We start from the raw sequence: 25,614 nt of genomic DNA on the forward strand, positions 1-25,614 counted from the left end.
TCAGCGCCGGCGCGAGGCAACCGCCTTGGTCGGCAGCGCCGGCAGTTCCTCCATCACCCGGCTCAGCGGGAAGATGGCGATCGCCTCGGTGCCTTCGCGCAGCCTGGAATGGAGCTGGAATTCGCCGCCATGCATGGCCAGCAAGCCTTGCACGATCGGCAGGCCAAGCCCGGTGCCCTGTTCGGCGCTCTTGATGGCGATCGAGCCCTGGCCGAAGGCCGAAAGCACGATCGGAATCTCGTCTTCCGGTATGCCCGGCCCATTGTCCTTGACGGAGAGATATTGCCCGCCGCCCGCCGTCCAGCCGACGCGCACACGGATTTCGCCGCCGGTGGCGGTGAACTTTATGGCATTGGACAACAGGTTGAGCGCAATCTGCCGCACCGCGCGTTCGTCGGCGAACAAGCGCGGCAAGGCGTTTTCGAAATCCTGGACGATGCGGATGTCCTTGTTGCGCGCCTTCAGCTCCATCATGTGGCAGCAATCCTCGACGACGGAGAGCAGCATCATCGGCTCCTCGTTGAGCTGGTAGCGGCCCGCTTCGATGCGCGACAAATCGAGGATTTCGTTGATCAGGTCGAGCAGATGCTGTCCGGAGTCGTGCACGTCACGGGCATAGTCGCGATAGGTCGGGTTGCTCATCGGGCCGAGCACCTCGTTGGCCATCACTTCGGAAAAGCCGAGAATGGCGTTGAGCGGTGTGCGCAGTTCGTGGCTCATCGAGGCCAGGAAACGCGATTTCGCCAGATTGGCGTCTTCCGCCCGCCGCCGTGCCTCGTCCGACATCGATTTCGCCGTCTCCAGTTCGGCGATCAGCGCATCCTTTTCGGAGCGGAACGACAGCAGCATCAGCGAGGAACGGTTGAGCTGGCGCGCTACATAGGCGAAGAAAGGCAACGAGGAGATCAGCAAGCCTGCCATGATCGCCTCGACCGGCATCCATAATTTCGCACTGGCATAAGCATAGATGGCGACCGGGAGGGCGAAGGTCGCCAACAGCGCACCGCGCAGGGACGAGGCCAGGATCGCGGTTGCCGACATGGCGAGCAGCAGCACCACCGCCTTGGCGACCTGGAACTGATCCATTTGGCAAGCTTCGCAGCCGAGCCATGCGAACCAGGCCCAGCCAAGCCCGCACAGAAAATGGCCGATCAGGAAATCCCTATGCGTTTCCAGCGGGTTGAGCTCGGACGCTTGAGTGACGCGTCTGGCCATGAATGCAACGATGGTATAGCAGATGAATGTGAACAGCGCCCAGACGCCGATCTCCTTGCCGATGCCCGCGAACAAGCCTGCCGCGGCCGTTGCCAGGATGAGCAGCGGAATGACGATCACGCCGCCGGTCATCGAAAGCGCGTGGAGCTTCAACAGCTCGCGGTCGAAGTCGGGATTTCCGGCTTGCTGCGAAAGACGGTCGCGCGTCTTGCGCACCGCGCGCGCGACATCGCTGTTGCGATGGCGTTTCCTGCGGTCCACAATAAACTTGTCTGCCATGGTCGAGCGTTGCAGGGGCATGAAGTCTTCAATTTACGCGGGCAGCAATTTCAAATCGTTAAGCTACGTTCGAATGATTAACCAACGGTTTGCCATATGAGCCGTTCGTGGTCGCAATGGCCTCGCCAGCGATACTATGCGCCACGTCCGCGAAGCCTGTGGCGCCGACTAATGGACTATGGGCTGACACTCATCGTGCTCGGCCTGGCGATCCTCCTGGCGGCGCGCCTCGACCGGATCGAGACGCGCAAGACGGAGGGCGCGGCCACCGTCAATGACGGCGATAGCATCACGCTCGGCGGCGAGCGCATCCGCATGCGTGGCATCGACGCGCCGGAATATTCGCAAATCTGCCGCAAGGACGGTGCCGACTATCCTTGCGGCAAGCTCGCGCGGCAGTCCCTGGTGCGGTTGATCGCCGGCAAAGCCGTCTCCTGCAGCGGCTGGCAGCGCGACCGCTACGGCAGGCTGCTCGGCGACTGCAAGGCCGGCGGCAAGGATCTCAACCGCGCGCAGGTCGAGGCCGGCTGGGCGGTCGCCTTTGGCGATTTCGAGACCGAGGAAGCTGCTGCGCGCGCGGGCAAAGCCGGCATCTGGGCCGGAACTTTCGACGAGCCGAAGAACTGGCGCGAGAGCCACGGCCATGAGCTGGTTGAAAGAAAGCACGGTACCTTGGCGTCGATCGGCGACGCCTTGCGCGAAATTTTTCGCTTCTGGTGAGCTGTGCCTATAGTTCGTCGAGACGGACGAGGAGGATAGAGATGAAGCTGTTCGACGGCGGGCGCGCGCCCAATCCACGCCGGGTTCGGATTTTTCTGGCCGAAAAGGGACTTCAGGTTCCGCTGGTGCCCGTCGACATGGGCGCGCTGGAGCACAAAGAGCAGCCGGTCAGCTCGCGCAATCCGCTGAAGCGTCTGCCGGTGCTCGAGCTCGACGACGGCACAGTCATCACCGAATCCGTCGCAATCTGTCGTTACTTCGAGGAACTGCACCCCGAGCCGGCTTTGTTCGGGCGTGGCGCGCTCGGCAAGGCGATCGTCGAGATGTGGCAAAGACGTGTGGAGTTCAATCTGTTCGGCTGCGTCGCCGCGGCGTTCCGGCACATCCACCCCGCAATGAGGGAATGGGAGATCCCGCAAATCCCCGAATGGGGCGAGGCCAACAAGCCGAAGGCGATCGAATTCCTGAGATTTCTGGACACTGAGCTCGCCGGCAGGGAATTCGTCGCCGGCGATGCCTATTCGATCGCCGACATCACCGGGCTGGTCGCCATCGACTTCATGAAGCCGGCTCGCATCAAGGTACCCGAAGAGTGCACGAACGTGCTGCGCTGGCATCGGGAAATCTCCAGCCGGCCGAGTGCCGCCGCCTGACAACGAGTTCCGAATGAGCGAAGAGCTGGAAGCCTTGGCGGCGAGGGTACGCGCCTGCCGCACCTGCGTCGATAACCCGGCCGGCAGGCCGTTGCCGCACCAGCCGCGTCCGGTGCTCAGGCCATCGTCGAGTGCGCGTATCCTGATCGCCAGCCAGGCGCCGGGTACCAAGGTTCACATTACAGGGATGCCGTTCACCGACGCCTCCGGCGACCGGCTGCGAAGCTGGCTGGGCGTCGGCAGCGAGGAATTTTACGACACGGACAAATTCGCCATCGTGCCGATGGGCTTTTGCTTTCCCGGTCAGGACGCCGGGGGCGCCGACCTGCCGCCGCGCCGCGAATGTGCGCCGGCCTGGCGCACATCGCTGATGGCGCTGATGCCGCAAGTCGATATGGTGCTGACGATCGGCATCTACGCGCAAAGCTGGCATATGGGCGCAGCGCGCCGTCCCTCGCTGACGGAAACGGTCATGGATTGGCGTGCCATCTGGGCGGCGGCAACCGACCCGAAAGTCCTGCCGCTGCCGCACCCGTCCTGGCGCAACACCGGCTGGCTGAAGCGCAATCCATGGTTTGAAATGGATTTGCTGCCCTTTCTGAGATCGGAAATCCGCTATCGCCTCGGCTAGGCATTCAGCAAGAAATCACTCGCTTTCGCACTATGCGGCAGAATTTCTTTCTTGTAATAGGCTCGAGCAAGAGGGATTATGGTAATCCATTCCTCGAAGCGCGTCGCGCATGAGGGGACGCGCGTTAAATTCTTGTTTTTATGCATGTCGTTGTGCCAAGGCCGCTGCGCACTTGGACGACTTGCATCAGGGGAGCACCCAATGGACCGCCTTGATAGAAAAATTCTCCGCCTCCTACAGGAGGATGCGACGCTTGCAGTCGCCGACGTCGCCAAGAAGGTCGGCCTGTCGACGACGCCGTGCTGGCGGCGCATCCAGAAGCTCGAGGAAGAGGGCGTCATCAAGCGGCGCGTCGCCATCCTCGACCATGAAAAGGTCAATGTGCGGGTAACGGTGTTCGTCTCGATCCGCACCAATTCGCACAGCCATGAATGGCTGCGGCGCTTTTCGGAGGTCATCCAGGAATTCCCGGAAGTGGTCGAATTCTATCGCATGAGCGGCGACGTCGACTATCTCTTGCGCGTCGTGGTGCCCGATATCGCCGCCTACGACGCCTTCTACAAGCGGCTGATCGCCAAGATCGAGATCCGCGACGTGTCGTCTTCCTTCGCCATGGAGCAGATCAAATACACGACCGAGATGCCGCTGGATTACATGATGCTCGACAAGGAGTCCGGCGCCAACGCCGCCTGAAGCCCTATCGATTTGTGAGGTCGGGCGCAACCGGATCTAGAGCCACCCAGCCTGCTGCAGAGACGACGGTTGACGGAGCAAACTCTAATATTCGGTTTTCGCAACGACGGCACCGACAGTGTTCGTTTGATAGTCGAGCCGTGGGCGGAAGAATTTGACATCCCAAGAGAATCTGCAGCTGAAATATCGATATTTTTCACGAGGCCAGGCAGGATAGACAGCCAGCATACTCAGGGCACGTTTGTGATATGGCTTTGGGAGGGGTGCCGCGCGATGGTATCCATCGATGGAACGGATTGCACGAACTCCATGCTTATCCCAGTTCCGTCCATTCCTTGAGTTAGCCCCGTTTAGTTCTTCTTTTTGTTGAGGAAACTCCAGGGCGAGTTGACCGGCAGCGTGATCGTGTCCGGCACGGCGTCGACGTTAACCACCTCGGCCTTGCGCACGGTGTAGCCCGACTGGATGACACTGACGCCGTCGAGGATGAAAAGCTGGCTCTTCTCCATGCCCGGCCGTAATGCGCCGGTCACCGAAACCGGCTGGTAGGCCTCGGACATCCTGTAAGGCTGTGCAGGCGTGACGAGGACGATCTGGTTGGGCGGCGGCGTCGGCATGTGGCTGCAGGCTCCCGTCCACGGCACCAGCAGGAATTGGTAGACGAGATCACCATCGCGGTCGACCGGCAGCGCATAGCCTGCGAGTTGCACGGTCTTGTCCTGCAAGTCGAGTGAGAGCGTCTCGCCACGATCCGGCATTTTGGCCGCGATCATCGGCAGTCCGACGCCTTCGGCGGCTGCCTGGGTAGCCGGGCGCAGATCCTTCCAGAAAATGTGCGTGGTCCCAGTGGAAGCGCTTGCCGCGATCGCGGACGCCAACAAGGCAGTTGCCATGATCGTGCCTGATTTAAAACGGTTGCTCATCGCTGCTCCGCCGTTGAGCCTTGATCTGCGGACATCAAGTAAAGCTGCCGCTGCCTCACAGGTCAACGCTCAAGCCGCATCACATGCCGGCGTGAGCCGGTCATGCCGATCTCGCGAAAGCCGCGGGCGACGAACATGTCGCGAAAACCCATGAAGCTGTAGCTCGGCGAAGCCTGGTCGACGGGATAGGCTTCGATCGTCCTGGCGCCTTTGGCAAAGGCGTGATCGATGACCGCGTCGAGCAATGCGCTTGCCAGCCCGCCGCCGCGCAACGCTCTCGGCACAAAGAAGCAGACGATCGACCAGATGCCCATCTCGCTATCGTCCTGCTGCCGTGACAGCTTGCGGTAGGTCTCGCGCGGCGCAATCGAGCACCAGCCGACGGTCCGGCCATCGATCTGGGCGACAATGCCGACCGGCGTGCCGGCATCGATCAGCGTCATCATCGCGCGTTTCTTCTCGTCGTTCTCGACAAGCTCGCGGCGGTCGAGATTGCGCCAAGCCATACACCAGCAGTATTTCGGCCCGCCGGGTTGCTCGAACAGGTTTTCGAAATCGGCGCGCGTCGATTGCTTCACCTCCGTGAAGCGCACTTCGCTCAGGTCAAGCTTTTCTGGCGGCGAGCCGCTCGAGCGTCTTGGCATCGGAAAGTTCCTTCACGGCGTCCTTGCCGATCCAGCGTGCGGTCCTGTCTGTCGAGGCCGCCAGTTTTAGCGCCACGGCAAGGGCAGGGCCGTGCAAATTCATCGATCGCTTGCCGATCGAACGAAGCGCCCAGTTCACGGCCTTCTTCACAAAATTGCGGGCGTCGGTCGCATGCGCTTCGATGATCGGCAGAAATTCGAGGAAGGTCGTCTCGGGTTCCTTCTTTCGGTGGACCACCGACCAGGCCATCATCGCAAAAGCCGTGCGTCGAACGAATTCCCGTTCGTCGACCGCGAATTCGGCGATCAATTCCCTCCAGCAATCCGTATCGACAAAGAGATCGGAGACCCCGTCGACAATATCCCAGGAATCGAAAGTCGCCGCCCATCGTCTTGCATCCGCGGCGGAGAACCGCTCCGGATCGGCTGTCACGGAAGCGATGAACTGCGCCTCCATGATGCCTGTCTGCCAAAGCTCGAAGGCACGCTCATGGTTGCGCTTGATTTTCTTGGCAATATGCCGCTGCACGCCATGCGAGATACCGAGCGCACGTTCGATCTTGATGCCGTAGCGCAGCATGCCAAGCCGATTTTCCTCTGAGGCGATCGAGCGCAGATGAGCGACGATTTCATCGGCGCTGGATTGAGGCGAAAGCTCGGCCACGGTGAAATCCTATTTCTCCAGCCGCGCCAGCAGCGAGGACGTGTCCCAGCGCTTGCCGCCCATCGCCTGCACGTCCTTGTAGAACTGGTCGACAAGTGCCGTCACCGGCAGTTTGGCGCCGTTGCGGTCGGCCTCGGCGAGGCAGATGCCAAGATCCTTGCGCATCCAGTCGACGGCGAAGCCGAAATCATATTTGCCGGCATTCATCGTCTTGTGGCGGTTCTCCATCTGCCAGGAACCGGCGGCGCCCTTGGAGATAACCTCGATTACCTTTTCGATGTCGAGCCCGGCCTGCTTGCCGAAGTGGATACCTTCGGCCAGTCCCTGAACGAGGCCGGCGATGCAGATCTGGTTGATCATCTTGGTGAGCTGGCCAGCCCCTGCCGGTCCCATCAACCCGACCATGCGGGCATAAGCATCTATGACTGGCTTGGCCCTGTCGAAGGCGTCAGGCTCGCCGCCGACCATCACGGTCAGCATGCCGTTCTCGGCGCCTGCCTGACCGCCGGAGACCGGGGCGTCGAGGAACGCAAACCCGAGCGCTTGCGCGTGCTGCGCCAGTTCGCGCGCGACCTCGGCCGATGCCGTTGTGTTGTCGATGAAGATCGCGCCTTTCTTCATGGAATTGAAGGCGCCCTCGGCACCGGTCGTCACCGAGCGCAGATCGTCGTCATTGCCGACGCAGGAAAAGACGAAGTCCTTGCCCTCCGCCGCCTCCGCTGGCGTCGCAGCGAAGCTGCCGCCGTGCTGGGCAACCCACTGCTCGGCCTTGGCGCTGGTACGATTGTAGACGGTGACATCGTAACCGCCCTTGTTCTTGAGATGTCCGGCCATCGGATAACCCATGACGCCAAGACCAAGAAATGCCACCGAAGCCATGTTTTCGAATCCCCTAGAAGCCTGCTTTGCGGTCTTCTTACCGGATCAGGCAAGGCGATGGGAGTCAGCGGTGCAGGTGGATGGTGATGCGCCGTTCGATCCATTCGACCGCGTGACGCAGGATCTCGACAATGATCAGATAGATGATCGCCGCCCATATAAAGGACTGGAAGTCGAAAGTGCGCGCATAGGTGAGCTTCGTGATGCCCATCAGATCATAGACGGTGATGATGGCGACGATCGCCGAGCCCTTGATCATCAGGATGATCTCGTTGCCATACGGGCGGAGCGCCACGATCAGCGCCTGCGGCAGGATAATTTTCCGTAGGATTTGCACTTTGTGCAGGCCGAGCGAGGCGGCACCTTCCCATTGACCCCTCGGTACGCTCTCGATCGCGCCACGCAAAATCTCGGCCTGGTACGCGGCCGTATTCAGCGAAAAGGCGAAGATCGCGCAGTTGAACGCCTCGCGGAAGAAACCCCACAGGCCGACCATCTCGAGTTCCGGCCGGAAGGAGCCCAATCCGTAGTAGACCAGGAAGGTCTGCGCCAACAGCGGCGTGCCGCGAAAAAAATAGACATAGGCATAGGCAAACCCCGAGAGGATCGGGTTCTTCGACATACGTGCATAGGCGATCGGCACCGACAGGATCGCGCCAAGCACAATCGAGATGGCAACCAGCAACAGGGTGATGCCGAGGCCGGATATGTAGCCGGGTGCATATTTCTGGAAGAACTCCGGGTTCCACGCAGCGACCAGGTAGACGACCATGCCGATGCCGAGAGCGATCCACAGGCCGACCAGGACATGGCCGAGGATGCGTTGGCGCGACCAGCCGCGTGCGGGCGGCGGCGGCCGGTCGACCTTCAGCGTGTCGGTGGCCAGGCTCATCTTTTGACCTCGCTGCTGCCGACCGCTCGTTCGATCGCATTGATGCCGAAGGAGGAGACGATCGCCAGCAGGAGATAGATCAGGCCGGCAAAACCGTAAAACAGGAAGGCATGCTTGGTGACGCGAGCGGCAACCCCGCTCTGCCGGAGGATCTCGTTGAGCCCGACGGCCGAGACGAGCGCGGTGTCCTTGAGCAGGATAAGCCAGAGATTGGCAAGTCCGGGCAACGCGATGCGGATCAACTGCGGCAACACGATCAGCCGCATCGTCTGGCCGCTGGACAGGCCAACCGAATAGCCTCCCTCATATTGCCCTTTTGGAATGGCGCGGAAGGCGGATAAAAACACCTCGCTGGAATAAGAGGAGAAAATGAAGCACAGCGCGATCATGCCGGCGACGAAGCTGTTGACGTCGGCGGAGGTGCCAGGGCTCACCAGCCGGACAATGTACTGCAGGATCAATGGGATGCCGAAGAAGATGAGAAATAGGGTGAGCAGCTCGGGTATTCCGCGAAAAATCGTGGTGTAGATGTTCCCGGCCAGTCTCAGCGACGGCTCTTCCGATTGTTTGGCCAGCGCCACGAAAAAGCCGAGCGTCAGCCCGAAGGGCAGAGTGGCCAGCGCAAGACATACCGTGACAAATACACCCGCGGCGATGTCGTCGAGCCAGCCTTCGGGTCCCCAACTGAGAAGCGTCAGTGCGCTCTGCATCCGCCTGCCTGTTCTCCTTGAGGCTCTTCGAGACCCTTACCGCATCACCCCTCGTGCGCGGCGTCCTTATAAGAACGGCGGGAATCTCCCGCCGTTCACGTCCTCCTATGTCGGTCGATCAGGACTCGCCGCCATAAACGTCATATTTGAAGTATTTGTCGTTGATTTCCTTGTACTTTCCGTTTGCGCGGATGGCGTCGATCGCCGCATTGAACTGGTTGACCAGATCGGTCTCGCCCTTGCGCACGGCAATGCCGGCGCCCGGACCGTGGATTTCGATAACCGGCTTGATTGTGCCGACCAGCTTGCAGCAGGCGCCGTCCGGCGAATCCAGCCATTGCTGCAGCACGACGACGTCGTCGTTGGCGGCATCGAGCCGGCCATTGGCCAGATCGAGCTGGTATTCCTGTGCGGTCGGGTACGGCTTGACGGTGCTGTCGGTATAAGTCTTGGTCGAATAGTTGAAATGCGTGGTGGACGCCTGCACGCCGATCGTCTTGCCGGCCAAATCTTCCTTGGTGACACCCTTGATGTCGGTGTCCTTGGGCGCGGCGATCGCCGGCGGCGTATTGTAATATTTGTGGGTGAAGTCGACCTTCTCGGCGCGTTCCGGCGTGATCGACATCGACGCGACGATGGCGTCGAACTTGCCTGCCTGAAGGGCTGGAATGATGCCGTCCCAGTCCTGCGCGACGAAGGTGCACTTCACCTTCATCTCGTCGCAAAGCGCCTTGGCGATGTCGATATCGAAGCCCACGAGTTGGCCGTCGGCGGTGAGGTTGTTGAATGGCGGATACGCTCCCTCGGTGCCGATCCTCAAGGTTTTTTCCTGCGCCTGGGCAACGCCAAGCGTCAGCAGCGCAGCCGAAGCGGCGAGCGCGATACGCAGTGCAATACGCATAATGGTCCTCTCTGTTGGTCCCGGCCGTCGTTCCCGAACGGCTCTGTGGGCGGTGCTTTTGACCGCCCGCTGGCGCGATACTCCCATTCTTTCCCAAGAAAAAGCAACTGCAAAACCGTCGCTTGAGGGAAGGTCATGTTCAGAAAACGGTGACGCTGGGTCAAACGCCTGAATGGAGAGAAAGTGGCCGGAAGCCCCCTGCGGCCGCGATCTCAGCGCGTCAGGCCGGTGGCGCGCTCGATGAAGTCAGCTATCGAATTCGTGTCGTCGAGATCGAAGGCCGGCAGGTCTTCGCCGACAATGTGGAAGTCGGACGCGATGGCGACAATGTGTGGATCGCCTGCCGAGAGCGGTGTCCGGTCCTTGGCCTCGAGCCGTCGCGTCTCGATTTTCTTGTGCGCCTCGCGCTTGTAACCCTCGACCAGCACGATATCGGAGGGTGCCAGCCGTGACAGGATCGCGTCCAGCGTCGGCTCGTCCTCGCCGCGCAATTCGTGCATCAGCGCCCAGCGCCTGCCCGACACGACCGCGACCTCCACTGCTCCCGCCTGCCGGTGGCGAAAGCTGTCCGCTCCGGGTTTGTCGATGTCGAAATCATGATGGGCGTGTTTTACCGTCGACACTTTCCAGCCGCGCCGGACGAACTCGGCCACCAGCTTTTCGGTCAATGTCGTCTTGCCGGAGTTCTTCCAGCCGGTGATGCCGAAGACACGTCTTTTCATGGCTCGATGCTCCGCAACAGATGCGCGGCCTGGGCAAGGTCGTCGGGGGTGTTGATGTTGAAGAACGGATCGATCTCGGCCCCGCCGGATTTCAGGATGGGAAATTCTACCTCGACAAAACCGTGCCGGTCGATGAACGCCGCAACGCGCCGGTTGTCTTCCTCGACGAGAAATTGTCGCAAGGCCTGATCTAACCCTGGCGGCCAGAGTGCAAAGGTCGGATGCCGTTTGCCGCCGGAACAGGAGACCGCGATAGAGCCCGGGCGCGCATAGGCTGCCGCGAGCAGCCGCTCGACCATATCCTTGGGCAGGAAAGGCGTATCGCCGGCAGCCGTGACCAGCGCCTGACAAGTCGTGTCGGAAGCCCATTCGAGGCCGGTCAGTATCCCGGCAAGCGGCCCGGCATAACCTTTGACGGTGTCGGCAAGCACCGGAAGCCCCGTCGCGGCAAACCGTGTCGGATCGCCATTGGCGTTTAGCGCAAGCGGACCGACCTGCGGGCCAAGGCGCGAAACGACACGGTCGAGCAGGGTACCGTCGCCAAGCGCAAGCAGCGTCTTGTCGCCGCCGCCCATCCGGCTCGACCGGCCGCCGGCCAGAATGATCCCTGCGATATGTCGGCCCATCGTTTGCTGCCCAGACCCAAAATCCAGTTTTCAAATCAGACAGTCGTCGACAGTCACTCTATATGCCGTCCGGCGCCATGTCCGGTCCAGTGCTTTCGGCGGCTGTTTTTCGCCGGCCGACGATCCGTTCGCGGTAGAGTGCATAGAGGCCTGAGCCGATGATGATCGTGGCACCGAGGATCATCGGCAGATCCGGGACATCGCCGAAGATCGTGAAGCCAAGCAGGATCGACCAGAGCAGGGCGGTGTAGCGGAACGGCGCGATGAAGGAGATATCGCCCACCCGCATCGCCGTGATGATGAAGTGGTAGCCGATGAGCACGAGCACCGCCGCCAGCGCCAGGAACGCCGTGCTTTGTCCTGTCATCGGTGTCCAACCGCCCATCGGTGAAAGCAATGCCGCGCCCAGAAACGTCATGGCAAGGGCGGTGGCGCTCGACACCAGCAATGTCGGAATTGCCTGCGGTATCCGCTTCGTGGCGAGATCGCGCACTGCACAGCATGCCACGCTGGCCAGCGCCAGCAGAGAAAAGACGCTGAACCCTTCGAAGCCCGGCCGTACGATGATCAGCACGCCGGCAAAACCGACGGCAATAGCCAGCCAGCGCCGCCAGCCGACGCCCTCGTTGAACACAAGCGCTGCGCCCATCGTCACCGCCAGCGGCAGCGCCTGCAGCACGGCGGAGACATTGGCGATCGGAAGATGCGCCAGAGCAACCAGGAAGGACACCGTGGCGCCGGCCTCGCCGGCGACGCGCAGCGCAACGGTCGGCTGCAGCATCGAACCTGGCCGGGCAAGCGCGCCGCGTTGCCACGCAAGCAGGCCAACGAAAAGCGAAGCAAAGGCGCCGCGGATCAGCATGACCTGCGCCATGTTCATCGATTCCGACGAGAATTTGGTGATAGCGTCGTTGAGGGTGAAACCAGCCATGGCCACCATCATGAACAACGCGCCGCGCAGGTTTGGCGAAAGAGGCAAGGCGATTACCGGGTGAGTCCTGCAGCAAGCGTCTAGCAGGCACCCGCAAAACAGCAACGTCAAAGGGCTGGGCCACAGCCTTTCTATGGCCCGTAACGTCTGTCGCGCAAGAGCGGCAGGGCTTATTTGGGCGTCAGTACCTCGGTGCCGTTGCCTTCCTTGCCGGCAATCGTCCACAGGCCACGCAGCGAGCCGTCGTCCTGCACCTTGTAGACGACAAGACCGACCGCCTTGCCCATGACATAACCGGCGGAGAAGGCATCATCATTGCGCATGCAGATACCGTCCGAGGACGAGCCGCCTGTCTCCCAATGGATCGTGCAGGTCGTCTCGCTGGTCAGAGTGATCGTCGCGTCGCCACCATAGGACGACCCATCGAAATTGGTGCCGGCCACGGCATAGGTGCCGCCGATCGACTGAGCCGCCGCGGGCAGGGCCGCGAGGCTGAGCAATGCAAGAGAAAGAATGAGTTTGCGCATATCGTATTCCCCCACTGGGCGAAGAACCGCTCCAGAGCAGAGGCTAGGCCCGAATGGGCTTGCGGTAAATCCGGTGACCGTTTGCGGACGAGACCTTTTCTGGGTGTGACCCAAAAAAGGTGCCGTTCTAAAGGATAGGTCCGGAGGGCAAATTTATCACATTGCGGCTCGAGGAAATATTTCGACGAGATCAAATTTGCTCGGCAAGATTCACCAAATTGGTCATTGTAAGCTTCTGATCGTGTTGGGGAGATGGTCCATGATGAATGCACGAGGCAATGCGGACTGGCTTGGCACAGGCAGCAGGCGGCATGTTTCGTCGGCTTTCCGGTTCTCTTCTGCCCTGGCCGTCATCCTCATGGCGATAGCGCCTGCGTTCGCCGAGAACGGCGCTTCGGCGTCGGCAGTCGAACGGATGTCCACGCCGGGTCACGAAGCGGATGAGCTCGCTCGCCGCGTCGGGAAATGATCCGTCGTCAACACGATCTGGCCAACGCCCGGTGCGCAGCCGATCGTCATGACCGGGCTGGTGGCCGAGCGCACGATGATCGGTCCCTTCATGCAGGAGGTGATGCGCCCGGCGCCCGGGTCGAAAATGCCGGACTTCCAGCGGATAGCCTATTTGAGCTATGACCGGGTGGAGGGCCGCTGGAAGTATGTCTCCATGGACACCCGTTTCCCGGCAGGGATCATGCCCGCCTGGAGTTTTGGTGGTGAGGAGGACGGCAAGATTTCACTCCTGTTCCAGCCGCTTGGTTTCGTCGGCTTCGGCCCCGAGGTCGAAGGGCGGTTCACGGCCTCCGATTTCGTCATTTCCAGGGACGGCGACAATCACGAAGTGGCCGAGCAACATTTCCTCCAGGCCAATGGCAGCGGCAAAAAATGGCTTGCCGTACGATATGACTACACGCGCCAACAACCGTGACTCGCTAGCAAAAACAATAGGCTGCCAATAAGTTCTGACGTCGCCGGATGCTCACGGTCCCCTGAGGCTGCCGGCGATCGCATCGACGAGCGGGTCGTATTTCGATTTCAGGGCTGGCGGGTAGTCGATCCAGACCGTGCGGATGACACCGTCTTTTCCGAACAGGCGGCGTTCGTAGAAGATGTTCTCGCCTTTGATGCCCGACAGCACCGCCCAGTCCTTGCCGGTCTTGCTGTAGGTGATCCTGTAGCCAGGTTCCTTGCCGGCCCTCTCGGCGGAGACCAAGGCTGTCGGGGTGTCATCATCGATGTTGAGGATACCCGAACAGATCAGGCTGGCGCCATCGGCAGTGAGCCATTGTTGTCCATCGCCATTGTCCGGCTCAGACTGGCGAAGAGTGAAGATTTCATCCGGAAAGGTGCAGATGGTACCGAAGCGCTCGTTCGTATAGGTAAATGGCGCGGCAACTGCCGTGGTCCCCGCCATCACTCCGAAAAACGTCAGGACTGCAAAAAACCGCTGCACGCCTTGCCTCGCGCCGATACCAAGGCGATTATTCTTGCACGAAATCGGCGAAAAATCAGCCGCCGGTGACGCTCATATGCCGCGACACCGACGGACGGTTGGTGCGGCGATCGATGATGAAGTCGTGGCCTTTGGGCTTGCGGCCGATTGCTTCGTCGATGGCGTCGGCGACCAGCTCGTTGCCTTCCGACGCACGCAGCGGCGCGCGCAGGTCGGCCGCATCTTCCTGGCCGAGGCACATGTAAAGGGTGCCGGTGCAGGTCAGCCGGACCCGGTTGCAGCTTTCGCAGAAATTATGCGTCATCGGTGTGATGAAGCCCAGCCGCCCGCCGGTCTCGGCGACTTGGACATAGCGGGCCGGGCCACCGGTCTTGTAGGGAATGTCGCTTAGCGTGAACTGGCGTTCGAGAGCCGCGCGCAGCAGCGACAGCGGCAAATACTGGTCGGTGCGGTCGGCATCGATCTCGCCCATCGGCATGGTTTCGATGACCGTCAGATCCATGCCGCGGCCATGCGCCCAGCGCAGCATTTCAGGCAATTCGGCGTCATTGAAGTCCTTCAACGCCACGGCATTGAGCTTTACCTTTAGCCCGGCCGCCTGCGCGGCGTCGATGCCGTCCATGACCTTGTCCAGATTGCCCCAGCGGGTGATCTGGCGGAATTTGTCGGCATCGAGGGTATCGAGCGAGACGTTAATGCGCTTGACGCCGCAGTCGGCGAGCTCGGCGGCAAAGCGGGAAAGCTGCGATCCGTTGGTGGTCAGCGTCAGCTCTTCCAGTGCACCACTCTCGAGATGCCGCGAAAGCTGGCGTACCAGGTGCATGATGTTCTTGCGCACAAGCGGCTCACCGCCGGTGAGGCGGAGCTTGCGCACGCCCTTTTCGATGAAGACCGTGCAGAGCCGGTCGAGCTCTTCCAGCGACAGCAGGTCCTTCTTGGGCAGGAACGTCATGTCCTCGGCCATGCAATAGGTGCAGCGGAAATCGCAGCGGTCGGTGACCGACACGCGCAGGTAGGTAATCGTGCGACCGAAAGGATCGATCATATCCATGCGTATGCGCTTTCCGTGGCCGTGAACGGCTTCGTTATATATGGCTATGTGATACGAGCCAACTTGCCATTCAAGATAGAAGCTCGCGATCATCGGTAACATTCCGACGCCGACAGATCATGTCGGAACTTTCCATGCGGCCTTTTCCCTCGACGCGAAGCGGCGTAGGGAAGGGCGGTTCTCCGCAGGATCCACCACCATGACAGCGCCCAAGGAACTCAGGGTCTCGAAGGACCGCAAGCTGCTTTCCGTCACCTTTCCTGGCCATCAGCCGTTCGAATTGCCGGCCGAGCTGCTGCGCGTCGCCTCGCCATCGGCCGAGGTGCAGGGCCATTCGCCCGAACAGCGCGTCACCGTTCCCGGCAAGCGCAACGTGGCGATCCTGAAGATCGAGCCAGTCGGCAATTATGCCGTGCGCATCACCTTCGATGATTTCCACGACACCGGTATCTTCACCTGGAATTACCTGCATACGCTGGGTCATGAGAAGGATGCACGCTGGGCCGCCTATCTCGCCGAGCTGGAAGAGAAGGGGCTGAGCCGCGACCGCTGAAATGGATCCCGCAGGACTCTCAGGTCAACGCAAGATCGCCAGTATCTCGCTGGTGTCGTAATAAAACGGCGTGCCTTCGATCAGCCGGTCATCCTTGAAGCGCAACACTTCGGCAAACGGCTGTTTGATGGTTGCGCCATTGGCCCGCGATGAAAGCGAAAGCGAGCAGCTCATGAACACCGTGTCATCGTTTTGGGCGACCTGAAGGTCCTCCACCGCCACGTCGCTCCAGATTTCCCGCATTTTGCGGAAAAGGGCGCCAACGCCGTCGAGGCCGTTCCAGTCACCGGCATAGGGCAGGGAGCGCGGCTCATGCACGACAATCTCGGCATGAAATGCGCAGGCAAGCACATCGAGGCTCTCCGACCCTGATTGCAGGAAACGCATTTCAACATTGAACATGTTTTCAATAAGTTCCATGGCGGTGCGTCGCCGGTCGAGCGGTTTATCCATTTTTGACCTCCGTATCCCTTGGCACGATCATGCAGGTAAAGCGGTTTGCCCTTGTTTGCGTTGCCTCGACACCCGTTTCCTGATGACCGGCAAACGGGCATTTGTCGTGAAAACGTCATGCATCTGGAGTAGCGCCGGCAAAGCTTTGGAGACGAACACATGTCGATAATCACCAGCGTCGAACAGCTCGAAGCGCTCTATGGCCTGCCTGGTGAAGCGTCAGTGGTCAAGGAACTCGACCAGCTGATTCGCGAATACGCAGCTATCATCGAGGCTTCGCCGTTTGCCGCGCTCGCAACCTGCGGGCCAGAAGGGCTGGACTGCTCGCCGCGCGGCGATCTCGCCGGCTTCGTCCGCATCCATGATCCGAAAACGCTGATGATGCCGGACCGGCGCGGCAACAACCGTGCCGATTCGCTAAGGAACATCCTTCGCGATCCGCGCGTCGCGCTCCTGTTCCTGGTGCCGGGTTCCGGCACGACGCTGCGCGTCAATGGCCGCGCCCACATCACCACCGATACCGGGCTCTGCGCCTCGTTCGCCGTCGAGGGCAAGCCGGCGCGCTCGGTGACGATCATCGAGATCGATGCGGTTTATTTCCAGTGCGCCCGCGCCATCCACCGATCGGAACTGTGGAACCCGGCAAGGCATGTCGACCCGAGATCGCTGCCGACTCCCGGCCAAATCCTGGAAATCACCAGCCGCAAGAACATTGACGGCGAGGTCTACGACAAGGAATGGCCCGAGCGCGCGAAAAAATCGATGTGGTGAAGCATTTGGTGGTGGAGCACTGGGCTGTCAGGCGGTCTTCAAAACCTCGGCAACCCTACGCATCTGTTCGCCGATCATGTCGCATTGTTCCGGTGTCGACTGGCTCATCGCCTTCTCGATCAGCGCCATATGGACCTTCAGCGCCTGCATCAGCAGTGCCTCGCCGGCCTCGGTCAACGTCAGCCGCAGCACGCGCTTGTCCTTCTCATCGCCCTCGCGGCGCAGCAGGCCGCGCGTCTCCAGCTGCGGCAAAAGCATGGTGATGTTGGAGCGGCCGACCAGCAGCCGGCGAGCGAGGTCGTGCTGCGACATGCCGGGATGACGGTAGAGGTTCATCAGCACGTCGAGCTGCGCCGGCTTCAGGTCGAGCGGCGCAAGCTTCACCGCCAGGGTGCGTTCCAGCACATGGCAGGCGCGCGCCACCGCGACCCAGTTGCGAAAACGCGGGTTGTCCCAGGGCAGGTCTTGCTTAATGTTCATGTTTGAACTATTATGTTCATGCTTGAACCAATGAATGGATCGCCACTATGGCATCATTTGGACTGAAGGTCATCCGCGGCACGTTCGGCGTGGCTGAGCATGTGGCACCGCGACTCACCGGGCGTGCTGCATTCGAGCTGTTCTGCCGCACGCCGCACGAGAAGAACCTGAGCGAAGGCGAACGCCGCGCAATCGACCGCGCCGCCGATTTCATGACCCAGGCACGCCATCATCGGCTAAAGACCAGAACCGGCTGCGTCATGGTGCATGAATTCCGGCCCGAGCCGGGCAGGGCGGCTGCCGGCACCGTGCTCGTCATCCATGGTTGGCGTTCGCGCACCGAATACATGCGCACGCTGATCGAAGCCTATCGCGATGCCGGCTACAAGGTGGTCTCGCTCGACCTGCCGGGCCACGGCCGGTCGCAGGGCCGCCGGCTTACCCTGGTCAGCGCGGTCGATGCGGCACGGGTTGCCGGCGAATGGTTCGGGCCGTTTGCGGCCATTGTCGGCCATTCCTTCGGTGGGGCCGTTGCCGCCAACGCCGTCGCCGGTTCGATCAGGAACATCCCGCGATTGGCGGCCGGGCGGCTGGTGCTTATCGCCGCGCCGAGCTCGCTGCCGGCGATCTTCGCTGATTTCAGCCGCATGCTGAATGTCGGCTCGCGCTCGCAGGCCGCCATGGCCGACCGGGTCGAGCGCATCGCCGGCCGGCCGTTGCACGAGTTCACCGGTGACCGCCAGCTCGCAAGCACGCCGCTGCCGACGCTGGTGATCCACGCGCCGGACGACCGCGAAGTGTCCGCCGAGCATGCAAGGCTCTACACGCGCGCCGGCGACCATGTGCGGCTTTACTGGGCCGACGGGCTCGGCCACCGCCGCATTCTCGCCGACAGGGGTGTGGCGGAGCGTGCCGTTGGCTTCGTTGCCGGCAGGCTCGAGCCGTCTCTGCAGTGACCTGAATATCGTTCTTGTCAGCCGGGTTCGACGTCACGCTGCCCCGGTGCTGGCCATCGCTATCCAAGCCGCCATTGCCCCGGCCACCGTCGCCAGAAGAGCCGAGCGCGACGCGCCGTCGCGCGCCTGGATCGACATGCCGTGCTGCACGGTCGCGTAGAAGGTCGCGGCCGTACCGCAGTCGAAATCGGCCGGCAACTCTCCCTCGGCGACGCCACGCTCGAGGCGTCTCAGCAAGGCTTCGCGGTTTTCGGCGCGGCGACGGCGCAGATCATCGCAGATGGCGCCGCGGCTTGAATCCTGGTGCAATGCGCCGAGCGTGATAAGGCAGCCTTGCGGACGACCGGTCTGTGAATAGGCCCTGGCAGTCTGCCGCAGGAACCGTTCGACGGCCTCGCGCGCGGTCGGCGCCTTTTCCAGCGCGGACCAGATCTCGGTTCCCTCGACCCGCGTGTAAAGCTCGGTTGCCTCGAGAAACAGCGCTTCCTTGCTGGCGAAGGCGGCATAGAGGCTGGGTGAGTTGATGCCCATTGCAGCGGTCAGGTCACTTATCGACGCGCCCTCATAACCCTTGGCCCAAAACACTTCCATTGCGCGCCGCAAGGCGGCGGCTCGATCGAAGGTGCGGGGGCGGCCTCGTTCCGGCATGGCATTCTTTCTGTATTGATCGATACATAATTCGGTTGACGTGGTTCAGCAAGGCTGGCAGATATTTATGTATCAATCACTACAAAATGGAGAAGCAGATGTCATCCAGAAGCTTGAACGGCAAGGCCGCCCTCGTCACCGGCGGCAGCCGCGGCATTGGTGCGGCGATCGCAAGAAGGCTCGCGGCCGACGGCGCAGGCGTGGCGATCACCTATGTGAATGGCGCGGAAGGGGCGCGTGCGGTGGTCAGGGAAATCGAGGCGGCCGGCGGCCGGGCCTTTGCCATCAAGGCCGACAATCGCGATGCTGGGGCGATCGAGGCGGCAGTCGATGAGGCAGCAACAGCCTTCGGACGGCTCGACATCCTGGTCAATAGCGCCGGCATCTGGCGCGCTGCGCCGATCGATGCCCTGTCGCTTGCCGATTTCGACGAGACGATGGAGGTCAACCTCAGAGCCCCGTTCGTCGCCGCCAAGGCGGCAGCAGCGCATATGGGCGAGGGTGGCCGGATCATCTCGATCGGCAGCAATCTGGCCGAGCGTGCCACGGACGCCGGCCTGAGCGCCTACTCGGCCAGCAAGGCTGCCTTGGTTGGCCTGACCAAGGCCTTTGCACGCGATCTCGGTCCGCGCGGCATCACCGCCAATGTCGTCCATCCGGGGTCGACCGATACCGACATGAATCCGGCAGCCGGCCCGCACGCCGAGCATCAGCGCCAGAAGATGGCGATGCCTCGCTTCGGCACGGCCGACGAGATCGCCGGCATGGTCGCCTGGCTTGCCGGTCCCGAAGGGCGCTTCGTGACAGGCACGGCATTGACCATCGACGGTGGCGCCAACGCTTGAGGCTTGGCTCACGGGCACTATCATTATCGGGGGCGATGACGGATTGACTCGACCCGTCACGATCTTGTGAAACCGTTCTGCAACAGACGTTCCGAAATTTATGAAAGCTTAACGAAATCAGTATGAATCAGTGTAGTCACGCCTTACATCCGCCATGCGGTGGGCGAGACCGTGAAAGCGGTGCGGAACGGGATCCGGTTCAACCGGAGCGGGTGATCCATGAAAGTCCTTGGAAACAAAGCAACCGTGCTGCCGTTTGCGGTGGCCGCGGCAATGCTGGCCTTCGGGGCGCCGAAGGCTGAAGCGCAAGGGTTCTTCGACATGCTTTTCGGCGGCGGCGTCAAACACGCACCGCCGAAAGGTGACTTTCCGCCGCCACCGTCAAAATACAAGCCGAAGCCCAAGGCGCCGGCCGCTTCCGGTGGTGGTGCGCAAATCAGCGGCCCGTCCTATTATACCTACAAGAGCGATCCGCTGGTGCGCGTCGATTTTTCGGCACTGTCGGCAGCGCCTGAACCGGCAACGCCTCAGGACGCTGCTTTCGAGCCGGCGGCCACTGGGGCTGCATTCCGCGAAGCCATTGCCGGCCTCGACGGCTATGACCTCTACGCCGAGAAGGACATCGCCAAGGCGCTGATCGCCTATTACTCGGCCAATCCGGATTTCATCTGGGTGACGGGAACCAGTCCCAGCAGCCGTGCCCAGGATGCCGTGCGGGTGCTGGGCGAGGCCGCGAGCTACGGCCTGACGCCCGCCGACTACACCGTCGAAGTTCCGGCAGCAGGCACATTGGCGGGCAATGTCGATGAACGCCTGAAAGAGCTGGTCCGCTTCGAGATGGCGCTGTCGGCGCGTGTCCTGCGCTACGCCCGTGACGCACAAAGCGGCCGCGTCGATCCCAACCGCATGACCGGCTACTACGATTTTCCGCCGAAGCCGCTCGACATGGAAGGGGTGCTGAAGACGCTGGCCCATACCCAGCAAGTGCGCACTTATCTCGAGTCACGGCATCCACAGAATTCCGAGTATCAGGCGCTGCGCGTCGAACTGGAAGCGCTCCAGGCCAGCGCCGAAGACGAAATCACCATCGATCCCGATCTGCTGTTGAAGCCGGGGCAGACCAGCCCCGAGCTGCCGAAGCTTTTGACAAAGATCGCGCGCAATCTCGATGACGAGATGGGCGGCGCCTATGGCGAGGTCCTGGCGAGGCTCGCTACCAGCGAGGTCTACGATCCGGAGCTGGTGCCGGTGATCCAGGCGGTGCAGAAACGGGCCGGCATGAAAGGCGACGGCGTCATCGGCCCGCGTACCGTTGCATCGTTGGCCGGAACGTCCAAGGCCGACAAAGTTCAGAAGGTTCGGGTTGCGCTCGAAGAGTTGCGCTGGTTGCCTTCCGACCTTGGCAGCCCGCGCGTCTTCATCAACCAGCCGGCTTTCACCGCGAGCTATATCGATGATGGCGAGGAGAAGCTGAAGACCCGCGCCGTGGTTGGCAGGCCCACCAACCAGACTGCTTTCTTCTATGACCAGATAGAGCAGGTCGACTTCCATCCCTATTGGGGCGTGCCGCAGTCGATCCTGGTCAACGAGATGCTGCCGCGGCTGCGCCGGGATCCTGGCTATCTCGACCGCGCCGGCTACGAGGTGGTCGATGCCCGCGGCAAGCGCATTCCCTCGTCCTCGGTCAATTGGGGCGCCTACGGCGCAAAGATACCCTACGGCGTGCGCCAGCTGCCAAGCGAGGCCAATGCGCTGGGCGAGCTGAAGATACTGTTCCCCAACAAGCATGCAATCTACATGCACGATACGCCGCAGAAGTCGTTTTTCCAGCGCGACATGCGTGCGCTCAGCCATGGCTGCGTTCGCTTGCAGGATCCGCGCGGCATGGCCGCTGCCGTGCTCGGCACCTCGGTCGACTACATCGAGGACAAACTGAAACACGGACATTCGACCGAGGACGTGACACGCAAGATCCCGGTCTATGTCGCCTATTTCACCGCATGGCCGGACCTGTCCGGCAAGGTCGAATACTTCAACGACGTCTACGGCCGCGATACAAGGCTGCAGCAGGCGCTCGACAGCACGGAAGCGGTGCGTTCGCCGGCAAGCTGACGAATGCGGTTCTAGCGCTGAAACAGTGGACGCCGGAAACCGGCATCGCGTCCGGCGATGAGCCAATAGACCAAGCCCGCGACAACGCCTGCGGCGGCAATGATGCCGATATCGGCCCAGCGCTCCGGGTTCGTGTCATCCGGTACACTGGGCCAGATCAAGGCGAAGCCGCCAACCGCGGCCGCCGCGCCGAAGACCATGTGCAGCCAAAAACTGCGCAGCGAGAAAAACTCGGCAATCAGTGCGAAGATCAGCGTCTGCAGGCCGGTCAGCACGATCGTCAGAAAATAGATGAACATACCGAGCGGCGGCAACAGAAGCACCGCAATGGGGGTGACACCCATGACGTCGAAATAATTCGGCGCATTTGGCAGCGAACTCAGCCCGCCATAGATCGCCGCCACCGCGATCAGCCCAACCAGTACCGCTATGAAATAACCCGCGAGCATCATCAGAAAGCGTTTCAATACGTGCTTTACCGTCGCCATGCCCACCCCCGCGCGCAATGATAGCACCCAGTCCGCCATCAAAGTCATATCTACGCAGGCGTCTGCCGAAGGCCGGGGGCCTTCGAGGCGCGCCATTATTAGAATCTGAACCGTTGGCGGCCAGCTTCATTTCGGCGCGGCTGTCACCGGATCATAGGTGATTTCAACTTTGGCCTTGTCGCTCGTGTAATAAATGACGGTGTAGCCATCGCTGTCCCAATCGATTTCCTTGATGTAGCGGAAGTCGTCCCGCTGCTCGACCTTGGCGATGATTTCCGACAGCTTCTTGGCATTCTGCGGCGGCACCGGATTTTCGTCCGCGGCAAAGGCCGATCCGCCGACAAGCAGCACGGCGGCCGCCAAAAAAAGTCTGGACATGGCTTTCCCTCACATCTCGATGAGCAGAAACTCGTTTCCATGCAGGTTTGTTCCCGGAGCGCCGGGCGTTGCGCTACAAGGAGGCGCCGGCCATGCCTGATTTATGGCCGCCGAAAGAACAAGACGACTGCTTAAAATCGGTGATTTACCTACGAATGCCCAGCGTTTCATTCCGGCAGGCCAGCGAGCCGCAACCCTTCGACGTATCGGGCAAGGAGAGCCTTATCCCGATATGGCGCGCGGGAGCTGTATCGCTCGATCGAGAATTCCGGATTGAGCTTGAGAAGTTCGCTAGCGGCGCGACGGGCGTCCTCCAAGCGACCAAGTTGGGCATATGTTGCCGCCAGCAAGCGGTAGGCGGAACCAAGGTCCGCCATCTTTTCCAAAAGGGACAGGGCTTCGAGGTAGTTTCCGGAAAGGTATTTGCTGGCCGCAATGTTCCAAAGGTACCAGTCGGGTCGGCTGGGATTGAGCCGTAAAGCCAGTTCTCCGATTCTGGTCGCGTCCTCGAGACGCCCGAGATAGCCCAAGGCATCGCAATATTCGGCGAGGAGATCGCAATTGTTGGGCGCAAGCTCGCGGCCGCGTTCATAACAGCCTATTGCTCTTTCAGCTTCCCCCCGCCAGAGGTAAACGACGCCCAGCGCCCAGTGGACGTTGGCGTCGTAGGGACTGAGTTCAAGGGCTTTGCTCGCCGAAGCGAATGCACTTGCCAGCGTGGTTTCCAGATCGACGCGCTCATTCCATTTCAGCCTGTGTATCTCGAGCCAGGCGAGTCCCAGGTAGCCGCGCGCGTAGCCCGGATCGTCGTTGATCGCGGCGACGAACATCTCTCTGGCAAGTCTGACGTCATCCGGATTCAAGCTCATCTCAAGATGCCTGCCGCGCAGGTAAAAGTCGTATGCCCTCAGTGCGGTTAGCGGTTTGCCGAGAACACGGTGGCGCTCGGCCTCCTCGATCTTGATGTTAAGGGCGGCCGGAATGGATTGGGACAGCTCGTCTTGGATGTAGAACACATCGACAAGGTCGAAATCGTATTTCTCCGCCCAGATGTGTTCGTGTAACGCATTGGTCAGATTGGCATTGACCCGGACGCGCTTGCCGAGCCGCCTCACGCTGCCCTCAAGAGTGTAATGCGTGGCCGGAGCATTCTGTTGCGGCTCTGAACGAGGCAAGCGAACGATCACGTTTAACCCGGAGAAGCGCGACAATGCGGCAACGATATCCTCGGTTATGCCGGCGGCGAAATACTCCTGGTCGGGATCGCCGCTCAAATTCACAAACCTCGAGACATAGAGAAGCGTTCTGTTCGAGGCGATAGCAGGATTATCCTGAACGTTGAGCGACGGCGGTGCCATGAGGGCGGTGGGCGTGTGCTTGGATGGCGTGTCATCATCGATGATGACATTGAAAATCCGGAGCGGACGTTCAATGTTCTTCAACGCCTGCTCGCCCGCATCTTCGAAGCTGATATACAGGCGGTTGCCCACAGTATCGCGCACCGATGCCGAGACCGCGACGCCCCCAGGCCTGGCGATGCTCTCGATGCGCGCCGCCACGTTTACGCCGTCACCATAGACGTCTTCGTCTTCGAACAGGATGTCGCCGATATTAATGCCGATGCGAAATTCTATTTGCCGATCGCGATGGACGTTCGTGTTCCTCGTCCGCATCTCCCGTTGGATTTCGACCGCGCAGAGAACCGCTTCCTCGACGGCGCGGAACTCCACCAACATGCCATCGCCCATGAGCTTGATGATGCGGCCATGACGCAATGCGACCTTGACGTCCAATAGTTCCTGACGATGCTTCTTCAGGGCCGACAAAGTACCTTTCTCGTCAATTTCCATCAGCCGGCTGTAGCCGACTACGTCAGTGGCCATGATGACGGAGAGTTTCTGTTCCATCGGCGCTCCCCACTCCTACAAGCAACTAGATAACACATCCGCACCGCCGAAGCATCGAACTTGCGCGGACGGAAATGGGAAGATGATTACACGATAGGTTCCTGATGGCTGCGGAAATTTCGGCTGCCGGCATGGACAACTTATTGAAAGGCAATTCCGCTTCTGATTGTCGGCTTCGGGCTCAATCACGACCTTCCAGCAGAAGCATCTAAGGGCAGCACAGGGTCGGATCTTGCCGTTCATTGCCGATACCAAGCGTTAGGCTTTCACCACTAGCTCCGGGTGGCTATGCGCTTGCACGGGGGCAGGGAAGGCCGCTAAAGGCCTTCGAAGGACGGCAGGCTCCCTATCTCAGTCGAGCCGCCAGCGTCATTCAGAAGGCTGTAAAATCGAGCTTTCCTCCCGTGCCCGATCCCAGCACCGACCGGCCCCTCCTGAACTTCCCAGAGCCGACTCAATAGCCGCCTTTCAGGCTAGCTAGTACCGCGCCTGAGACTATCACTGAGCAGGCTGCCGCAACAAACAATGCACCGATCATAATGCCCCGCCATGGCTGTACACTTGGTAGTCGGACCTTATGTCGGAAGAACCAGTACAAGCCGAATGCAAGCCATGCATGTGCTGGTGCAGGGTGTTTCTAATGTCTTGGTACTGCATTCCGTGCATTGTTCCATGGACAACGACACCATGGGCGGCATAACCGAGATAGCGGGCGAGGCGCAAGGCTTCCCTCGGGTCGCGGGTTCGGAGCGAAACCTTGATGGTGGACGGCTTCCGTGCGGGGTGAGTGTGTCTCGGGATCGGCCAACGGAAATAGAAAATTTGGTTTCGCGAAAGTGCGAGGTACGTAGGATTTAACACTGGGATGTACCCCTTGGATGTCCCACCAAAGGATCGTGCAGGCTAACCTAG

The 25,614-nt window shown here is 61.0% G+C and carries 31 protein-coding genes and 1 pseudogene; 11 read left to right on the forward strand and 21 right to left on the reverse strand.

Annotated elements, in window-relative coordinates; translation table 11 throughout:
* Complete coding sequence (locus NKI39_RS24085) at positions 1 to 1,515, reverse strand: sensor histidine kinase (RefSeq protein ID WP_352774127.1); 1,515 nt, start codon at positions 1,513 to 1,515, stop codon at positions 1 to 3.
* A gap of 75 nt (positions 1,516 to 1,590) precedes the next feature.
* Between NKI39_RS24085 and NKI39_RS24090 the strand changes: the two genes are divergently transcribed.
* The 4 genes and pseudogenes from NKI39_RS24090 (at position 1,591) to NKI39_RS24105 (ending at position 4,191) form a co-directional block, all read left to right on the forward strand.
* Complete coding sequence (locus tag NKI39_RS24090) at positions 1,591 to 2,214, forward strand: thermonuclease family protein (RefSeq protein ID WP_352834905.1); 624 nt, start codon at positions 1,591 to 1,593, stop codon at positions 2,212 to 2,214.
* 41 nt (positions 2,215 to 2,255) lie between these two features.
* The gene (locus NKI39_RS24095) at positions 2,256 to 2,867 is read left to right on the forward strand and encodes a glutathione S-transferase (protein ID WP_352540524.1); all 612 of its coding nucleotides are present in this window, start codon (positions 2,256 to 2,258) and stop codon (positions 2,865 to 2,867) included.
* Between the two features lie 13 nt (positions 2,868 to 2,880).
* Positions 2,881 to 3,498: pseudogene (locus tag NKI39_RS24100) on the forward strand (uracil-DNA glycosylase family protein); the annotation flags it as partial.
* Positions 3,499 to 3,699: 201 nt separating this feature from the next.
* Positions 3,700 to 4,191, forward strand: coding sequence for an Lrp/AsnC family transcriptional regulator (locus tag NKI39_RS24105; protein WP_023675006.1), 492 nt, complete (start codon positions 3,700 to 3,702; stop codon positions 4,189 to 4,191).
* Between the two features lie 350 nt (positions 4,192 to 4,541).
* On the opposite strand, the gene NKI39_RS24110 is transcribed toward NKI39_RS24105, so the two are convergent.
* The 11 genes from NKI39_RS24110 to NKI39_RS24160 all read right to left on the reverse strand — a co-directional run bounded on the left by NKI39_RS24110 (position 4,542) and on the right by NKI39_RS24160 (position 12,610).
* On the reverse strand, positions 4,542 to 5,114 hold the full coding sequence (locus tag NKI39_RS24110) for a DUF3299 domain-containing protein (RefSeq protein WP_352834908.1): 573 nt from the start codon (positions 5,112 to 5,114) through the stop codon (positions 4,542 to 4,544).
* Between the two features lie 62 nt (positions 5,115 to 5,176).
* Positions 5,177 to 5,758 carry a GNAT family N-acetyltransferase gene (locus NKI39_RS24115; RefSeq protein WP_352834911.1) on the reverse strand — a complete coding sequence of 194 codons (582 nt, stop codon included), beginning with the start codon at positions 5,756 to 5,758 and terminating at the stop codon, positions 5,177 to 5,179.
* Positions 5,718 to 6,422, reverse strand: a complete 705-nt coding sequence (locus tag NKI39_RS24120) for a DNA alkylation repair protein (protein WP_352502420.1) — start codon at positions 6,420 to 6,422, stop codon at positions 5,718 to 5,720. Before NKI39_RS24120 ends, NKI39_RS24115 begins: the two co-directional genes overlap by 41 nt.
* A gap of 9 nt (positions 6,423 to 6,431) precedes the next feature.
* Positions 6,432 to 7,301, reverse strand: a complete 870-nt coding sequence (locus NKI39_RS24125; protein ID WP_352834913.1) for an NAD(P)-dependent oxidoreductase — start codon at positions 7,299 to 7,301, stop codon at positions 6,432 to 6,434.
* Positions 7,302 to 7,365: 64 nt separating this feature from the next.
* Positions 7,366 to 8,193 carry an ABC transporter permease gene (locus tag NKI39_RS24130; protein WP_352471897.1) on the reverse strand — a complete coding sequence of 276 codons (828 nt, stop codon included), beginning with the start codon at positions 8,191 to 8,193 and terminating at the stop codon, positions 7,366 to 7,368.
* Positions 8,190 to 8,903 (reverse strand): ABC transporter permease, encoded by a 714-nt coding sequence (locus NKI39_RS24135; protein WP_352471895.1) that lies wholly within the window; start codon positions 8,901 to 8,903, stop codon positions 8,190 to 8,192. The genes NKI39_RS24130 and NKI39_RS24135 overlap by 4 nt, the downstream gene beginning before the upstream one ends.
* Positions 8,904 to 9,021: 118 nt before the next feature.
* Positions 9,022 to 9,804 carry an ABC transporter substrate-binding protein gene (locus tag NKI39_RS24140; RefSeq protein ID WP_352471894.1) on the reverse strand — a complete coding sequence of 261 codons (783 nt, stop codon included), beginning with the start codon at positions 9,802 to 9,804 and terminating at the stop codon, positions 9,022 to 9,024.
* Positions 9,805 to 10,016: 212 nt separating this feature from the next.
* Complete coding sequence (mobB, locus tag NKI39_RS24145) at positions 10,017 to 10,526, reverse strand: molybdopterin-guanine dinucleotide biosynthesis protein B (RefSeq protein ID WP_352471893.1); 510 nt, start codon at positions 10,524 to 10,526, stop codon at positions 10,017 to 10,019.
* Positions 10,523 to 11,152 carry a molybdenum cofactor guanylyltransferase MobA gene (gene mobA, locus NKI39_RS24150; RefSeq protein ID WP_352834916.1) on the reverse strand — a complete coding sequence of 210 codons (630 nt, stop codon included), beginning with the start codon at positions 11,150 to 11,152 and terminating at the stop codon, positions 10,523 to 10,525. The genes mobB and mobA overlap by 4 nt, the downstream gene beginning before the upstream one ends.
* Positions 11,153 to 11,210: 58 nt before the next feature.
* Entirely contained in the window at positions 11,211 to 12,131 is a 921-nt protein-coding gene (locus tag NKI39_RS24155; RefSeq protein WP_352613655.1) for a DMT family transporter, read from the reverse strand.
* A gap of 122 nt (positions 12,132 to 12,253) precedes the next feature.
* Entirely contained in the window at positions 12,254 to 12,610 is a 357-nt protein-coding gene (locus NKI39_RS24160) for a hypothetical protein (protein ID WP_352448884.1), read from the reverse strand.
* A 196-nt stretch (positions 12,611 to 12,806) separates the two neighbouring features.
* Here NKI39_RS24160 and NKI39_RS24165 point away from each other — a divergent pair, with 196 nt between their 5' ends.
* Both NKI39_RS24165 and NKI39_RS24170 read left to right on the forward strand, forming a co-directional pair.
* Positions 12,807 to 13,079, forward strand: a complete 273-nt coding sequence (locus NKI39_RS24165; protein WP_352834918.1) for a hypothetical protein — start codon at positions 12,807 to 12,809, stop codon at positions 13,077 to 13,079.
* A gap of 48 nt (positions 13,080 to 13,127) precedes the next feature.
* A complete protein-coding gene (locus NKI39_RS24170; RefSeq protein ID WP_352834921.1) occupies positions 13,128 to 13,535 on the forward strand; it encodes a hypothetical protein in 408 nt (135 codons plus the stop codon).
* Between the two features lie 51 nt (positions 13,536 to 13,586).
* On the opposite strand, the gene NKI39_RS24175 is transcribed toward NKI39_RS24170, so the two are convergent.
* Positions 13,587 to 14,060 carry a hypothetical protein gene (locus tag NKI39_RS24175; RefSeq protein ID WP_352834924.1) on the reverse strand — a complete coding sequence of 158 codons (474 nt, stop codon included), beginning with the start codon at positions 14,058 to 14,060 and terminating at the stop codon, positions 13,587 to 13,589.
* Positions 14,061 to 14,115: 55 nt separating this feature from the next.
* Positions 14,116 to 15,111 carry a GTP 3',8-cyclase MoaA gene (gene moaA, locus NKI39_RS24180; RefSeq protein ID WP_352568644.1) on the reverse strand — a complete coding sequence of 332 codons (996 nt, stop codon included), beginning with the start codon at positions 15,109 to 15,111 and terminating at the stop codon, positions 14,116 to 14,118.
* A 199-nt stretch (positions 15,112 to 15,310) separates the two neighbouring features.
* On the opposite strand from moaA, the gene NKI39_RS24185 reads away from it, so the two are divergent.
* Complete coding sequence (locus tag NKI39_RS24185) at positions 15,311 to 15,664, forward strand: gamma-butyrobetaine hydroxylase family protein (RefSeq protein WP_023717628.1); 354 nt, start codon at positions 15,311 to 15,313, stop codon at positions 15,662 to 15,664.
* Positions 15,665 to 15,688: 24 nt separating this feature from the next.
* On the opposite strand, the gene NKI39_RS24190 is transcribed toward NKI39_RS24185, so the two are convergent.
* The gene (locus NKI39_RS24190) at positions 15,689 to 16,117 is read right to left on the reverse strand and encodes a nuclear transport factor 2 family protein (RefSeq protein ID WP_352766586.1); all 429 of its coding nucleotides are present in this window, start codon (positions 16,115 to 16,117) and stop codon (positions 15,689 to 15,691) included.
* Positions 16,118 to 16,276: 159 nt separating this feature from the next.
* Between NKI39_RS24190 and NKI39_RS24195 the strand changes: the two genes are divergently transcribed.
* Entirely contained in the window at positions 16,277 to 16,888 is a 612-nt protein-coding gene (locus tag NKI39_RS24195; RefSeq protein WP_352766587.1) for a pyridoxamine 5'-phosphate oxidase family protein, read from the forward strand.
* Between the two features lie 27 nt (positions 16,889 to 16,915).
* Here NKI39_RS24195 and NKI39_RS24200 read toward each other — a convergent pair whose 3' ends face one another.
* The gene (locus NKI39_RS24200) at positions 16,916 to 17,368 is read right to left on the reverse strand and encodes a MarR family winged helix-turn-helix transcriptional regulator (protein ID WP_254817243.1); all 453 of its coding nucleotides are present in this window, start codon (positions 17,366 to 17,368) and stop codon (positions 16,916 to 16,918) included.
* Between the two features lie 47 nt (positions 17,369 to 17,415).
* On the opposite strand from NKI39_RS24200, the gene NKI39_RS24205 reads away from it, so the two are divergent.
* On the forward strand, positions 17,416 to 18,324 hold the full coding sequence (locus tag NKI39_RS24205) for an alpha/beta hydrolase (RefSeq protein ID WP_352766589.1): 909 nt from the start codon (positions 17,416 to 17,418) through the stop codon (positions 18,322 to 18,324).
* A gap of 33 nt (positions 18,325 to 18,357) precedes the next feature.
* Here the strand turns inward: NKI39_RS24205 and NKI39_RS24210 are convergent, their stop codons facing one another.
* Complete coding sequence (locus tag NKI39_RS24210) at positions 18,358 to 18,972, reverse strand: TetR/AcrR family transcriptional regulator (RefSeq protein ID WP_352471884.1); 615 nt, start codon at positions 18,970 to 18,972, stop codon at positions 18,358 to 18,360.
* Between the two features lie 98 nt (positions 18,973 to 19,070).
* On the opposite strand from NKI39_RS24210, the gene NKI39_RS24215 reads away from it, so the two are divergent.
* Both NKI39_RS24215 and NKI39_RS24220 read left to right on the forward strand, forming a co-directional pair.
* A complete protein-coding gene (locus NKI39_RS24215) occupies positions 19,071 to 19,817 on the forward strand; it encodes a 3-oxoacyl-ACP reductase family protein (RefSeq protein ID WP_352834926.1) in 747 nt (248 codons plus the stop codon).
* Between the two features lie 219 nt (positions 19,818 to 20,036).
* Positions 20,037 to 21,929 carry a L,D-transpeptidase family protein gene (locus tag NKI39_RS24220; protein WP_352834928.1) on the forward strand — a complete coding sequence of 631 codons (1,893 nt, stop codon included), beginning with the start codon at positions 20,037 to 20,039 and terminating at the stop codon, positions 21,927 to 21,929.
* 11 nt (positions 21,930 to 21,940) lie between these two features.
* Here the strand turns inward: NKI39_RS24220 and NKI39_RS24225 are convergent, their stop codons facing one another.
* The 4 genes from NKI39_RS24225 to NKI39_RS24240 all read right to left on the reverse strand — a co-directional run bounded on the left by NKI39_RS24225 (position 21,941) and on the right by NKI39_RS24240 (position 25,563).
* Entirely contained in the window at positions 21,941 to 22,417 is a 477-nt protein-coding gene (locus tag NKI39_RS24225) for a hypothetical protein (RefSeq protein WP_352724802.1), read from the reverse strand.
* 126 nt (positions 22,418 to 22,543) lie between these two features.
* Positions 22,544 to 22,795, reverse strand: coding sequence for a PepSY domain-containing protein (locus NKI39_RS24230; RefSeq protein ID WP_352834930.1), 252 nt, complete (start codon positions 22,793 to 22,795; stop codon positions 22,544 to 22,546).
* Between the two features lie 167 nt (positions 22,796 to 22,962).
* Positions 22,963 to 24,702, reverse strand: coding sequence for an adenylate/guanylate cyclase domain-containing protein (locus NKI39_RS24235; protein ID WP_352834933.1), 1,740 nt, complete (start codon positions 24,700 to 24,702; stop codon positions 22,963 to 22,965).
* A gap of 534 nt (positions 24,703 to 25,236) precedes the next feature.
* Positions 25,237 to 25,563, reverse strand: a complete 327-nt coding sequence (locus tag NKI39_RS24240) for a DUF6538 domain-containing protein (RefSeq protein WP_352766595.1) — start codon at positions 25,561 to 25,563, stop codon at positions 25,237 to 25,239.
* Positions 25,564 to 25,614 lie beyond the last annotated feature (51 nt).

The organism is Mesorhizobium sp. M0664 (assembly GCF_040320565.1).
Lineage (GTDB): Bacteria > Pseudomonadota > Alphaproteobacteria > Rhizobiales > Rhizobiaceae > Mesorhizobium.

Bases quoted from the DNA above. Each gene is read 5' to 3' on its own strand.
- NKI39_RS24200 (WP_254817243.1), bottom strand. From the start codon at position 17,368: ATGAACATTAAGCAAGACCTGCCCTGGGACAACCCGCGTTTTCGCAAC.
- NKI39_RS24105 (WP_023675006.1), top strand. From the start codon at position 3,700: ATGGACCGCCTTGATAGAAAAATTCTCCGCCTCCTACAGGAGGATGCG.
- NKI39_RS24215 (WP_352834926.1), top strand. From the start codon at position 19,071: ATGTCATCCAGAAGCTTGAACGGCAAGGCCGCCCTCGTCACCGGCGGC.
- NKI39_RS24205 (WP_352766589.1), top strand. From the start codon at position 17,416: ATGGCATCATTTGGACTGAAGGTCATCCGCGGCACGTTCGGCGTGGCT.
- moaA (WP_352568644.1), bottom strand. From the start codon at position 15,111: ATGGATATGATCGATCCTTTCGGTCGCACGATTACCTACCTGCGCGTG.
- NKI39_RS24190 (WP_352766586.1), bottom strand. From the start codon at position 16,117: ATGGATAAACCGCTCGACCGGCGACGCACCGCCATGGAACTTATTGAA.
- NKI39_RS24085 (WP_352774127.1), bottom strand. From the start codon at position 1,515: ATGCCCCTGCAACGCTCGACCATGGCAGACAAGTTTATTGTGGACCGC.
- NKI39_RS24090 (WP_352834905.1), top strand. From the start codon at position 1,591: ATGAGCCGTTCGTGGTCGCAATGGCCTCGCCAGCGATACTATGCGCCA.
- NKI39_RS24095 (WP_352540524.1), top strand. From the start codon at position 2,256: ATGAAGCTGTTCGACGGCGGGCGCGCGCCCAATCCACGCCGGGTTCGG.
- NKI39_RS24160 (WP_352448884.1), bottom strand. From the start codon at position 12,610: ATGCGCAAACTCATTCTTTCTCTTGCATTGCTCAGCCTCGCGGCCCTG.
- NKI39_RS24140 (WP_352471894.1), bottom strand. From the start codon at position 9,804: ATGCGTATTGCACTGCGTATCGCGCTCGCCGCTTCGGCTGCGCTGCTG.
- NKI39_RS24115 (WP_352834911.1), bottom strand. From the start codon at position 5,758: ATGCCAAGACGCTCGAGCGGCTCGCCGCCAGAAAAGCTTGACCTGAGC.
- NKI39_RS24235 (WP_352834933.1), bottom strand. From the start codon at position 24,702: ATGGAACAGAAACTCTCCGTCATCATGGCCACTGACGTAGTCGGCTAC.
- mobB (WP_352471893.1), bottom strand. From the start codon at position 10,526: ATGAAAAGACGTGTCTTCGGCATCACCGGCTGGAAGAACTCCGGCAAG.
- mobA (WP_352834916.1), bottom strand. From the start codon at position 11,152: ATGGGCCGACATATCGCAGGGATCATTCTGGCCGGCGGCCGGTCGAGC.
- NKI39_RS24220 (WP_352834928.1), top strand. From the start codon at position 20,037: ATGAAAGTCCTTGGAAACAAAGCAACCGTGCTGCCGTTTGCGGTGGCC.
- NKI39_RS24130 (WP_352471897.1), bottom strand. From the start codon at position 8,193: ATGAGCCTGGCCACCGACACGCTGAAGGTCGACCGGCCGCCGCCGCCC.
- NKI39_RS24135 (WP_352471895.1), bottom strand. From the start codon at position 8,903: ATGCAGAGCGCACTGACGCTTCTCAGTTGGGGACCCGAAGGCTGGCTC.
- NKI39_RS24230 (WP_352834930.1), bottom strand. From the start codon at position 22,795: ATGTCCAGACTTTTTTTGGCGGCCGCCGTGCTGCTTGTCGGCGGATCG.
- NKI39_RS24125 (WP_352834913.1), bottom strand. From the start codon at position 7,301: ATGGCTTCGGTGGCATTTCTTGGTCTTGGCGTCATGGGTTATCCGATG.
- NKI39_RS24210 (WP_352471884.1), bottom strand. From the start codon at position 18,972: ATGCCGGAACGAGGCCGCCCCCGCACCTTCGATCGAGCCGCCGCCTTG.
- NKI39_RS24185 (WP_023717628.1), top strand. From the start codon at position 15,311: ATGACAGCGCCCAAGGAACTCAGGGTCTCGAAGGACCGCAAGCTGCTT.
- NKI39_RS24225 (WP_352724802.1), bottom strand. From the start codon at position 22,417: ATGGCGACGGTAAAGCACGTATTGAAACGCTTTCTGATGATGCTCGCG.
- NKI39_RS24110 (WP_352834908.1), bottom strand. From the start codon at position 5,114: ATGAGCAACCGTTTTAAATCAGGCACGATCATGGCAACTGCCTTGTTG.
- NKI39_RS24170 (WP_352834921.1), top strand. From the start codon at position 13,128: ATGACCGGGCTGGTGGCCGAGCGCACGATGATCGGTCCCTTCATGCAG.
- NKI39_RS24195 (WP_352766587.1), top strand. From the start codon at position 16,277: ATGTCGATAATCACCAGCGTCGAACAGCTCGAAGCGCTCTATGGCCTG.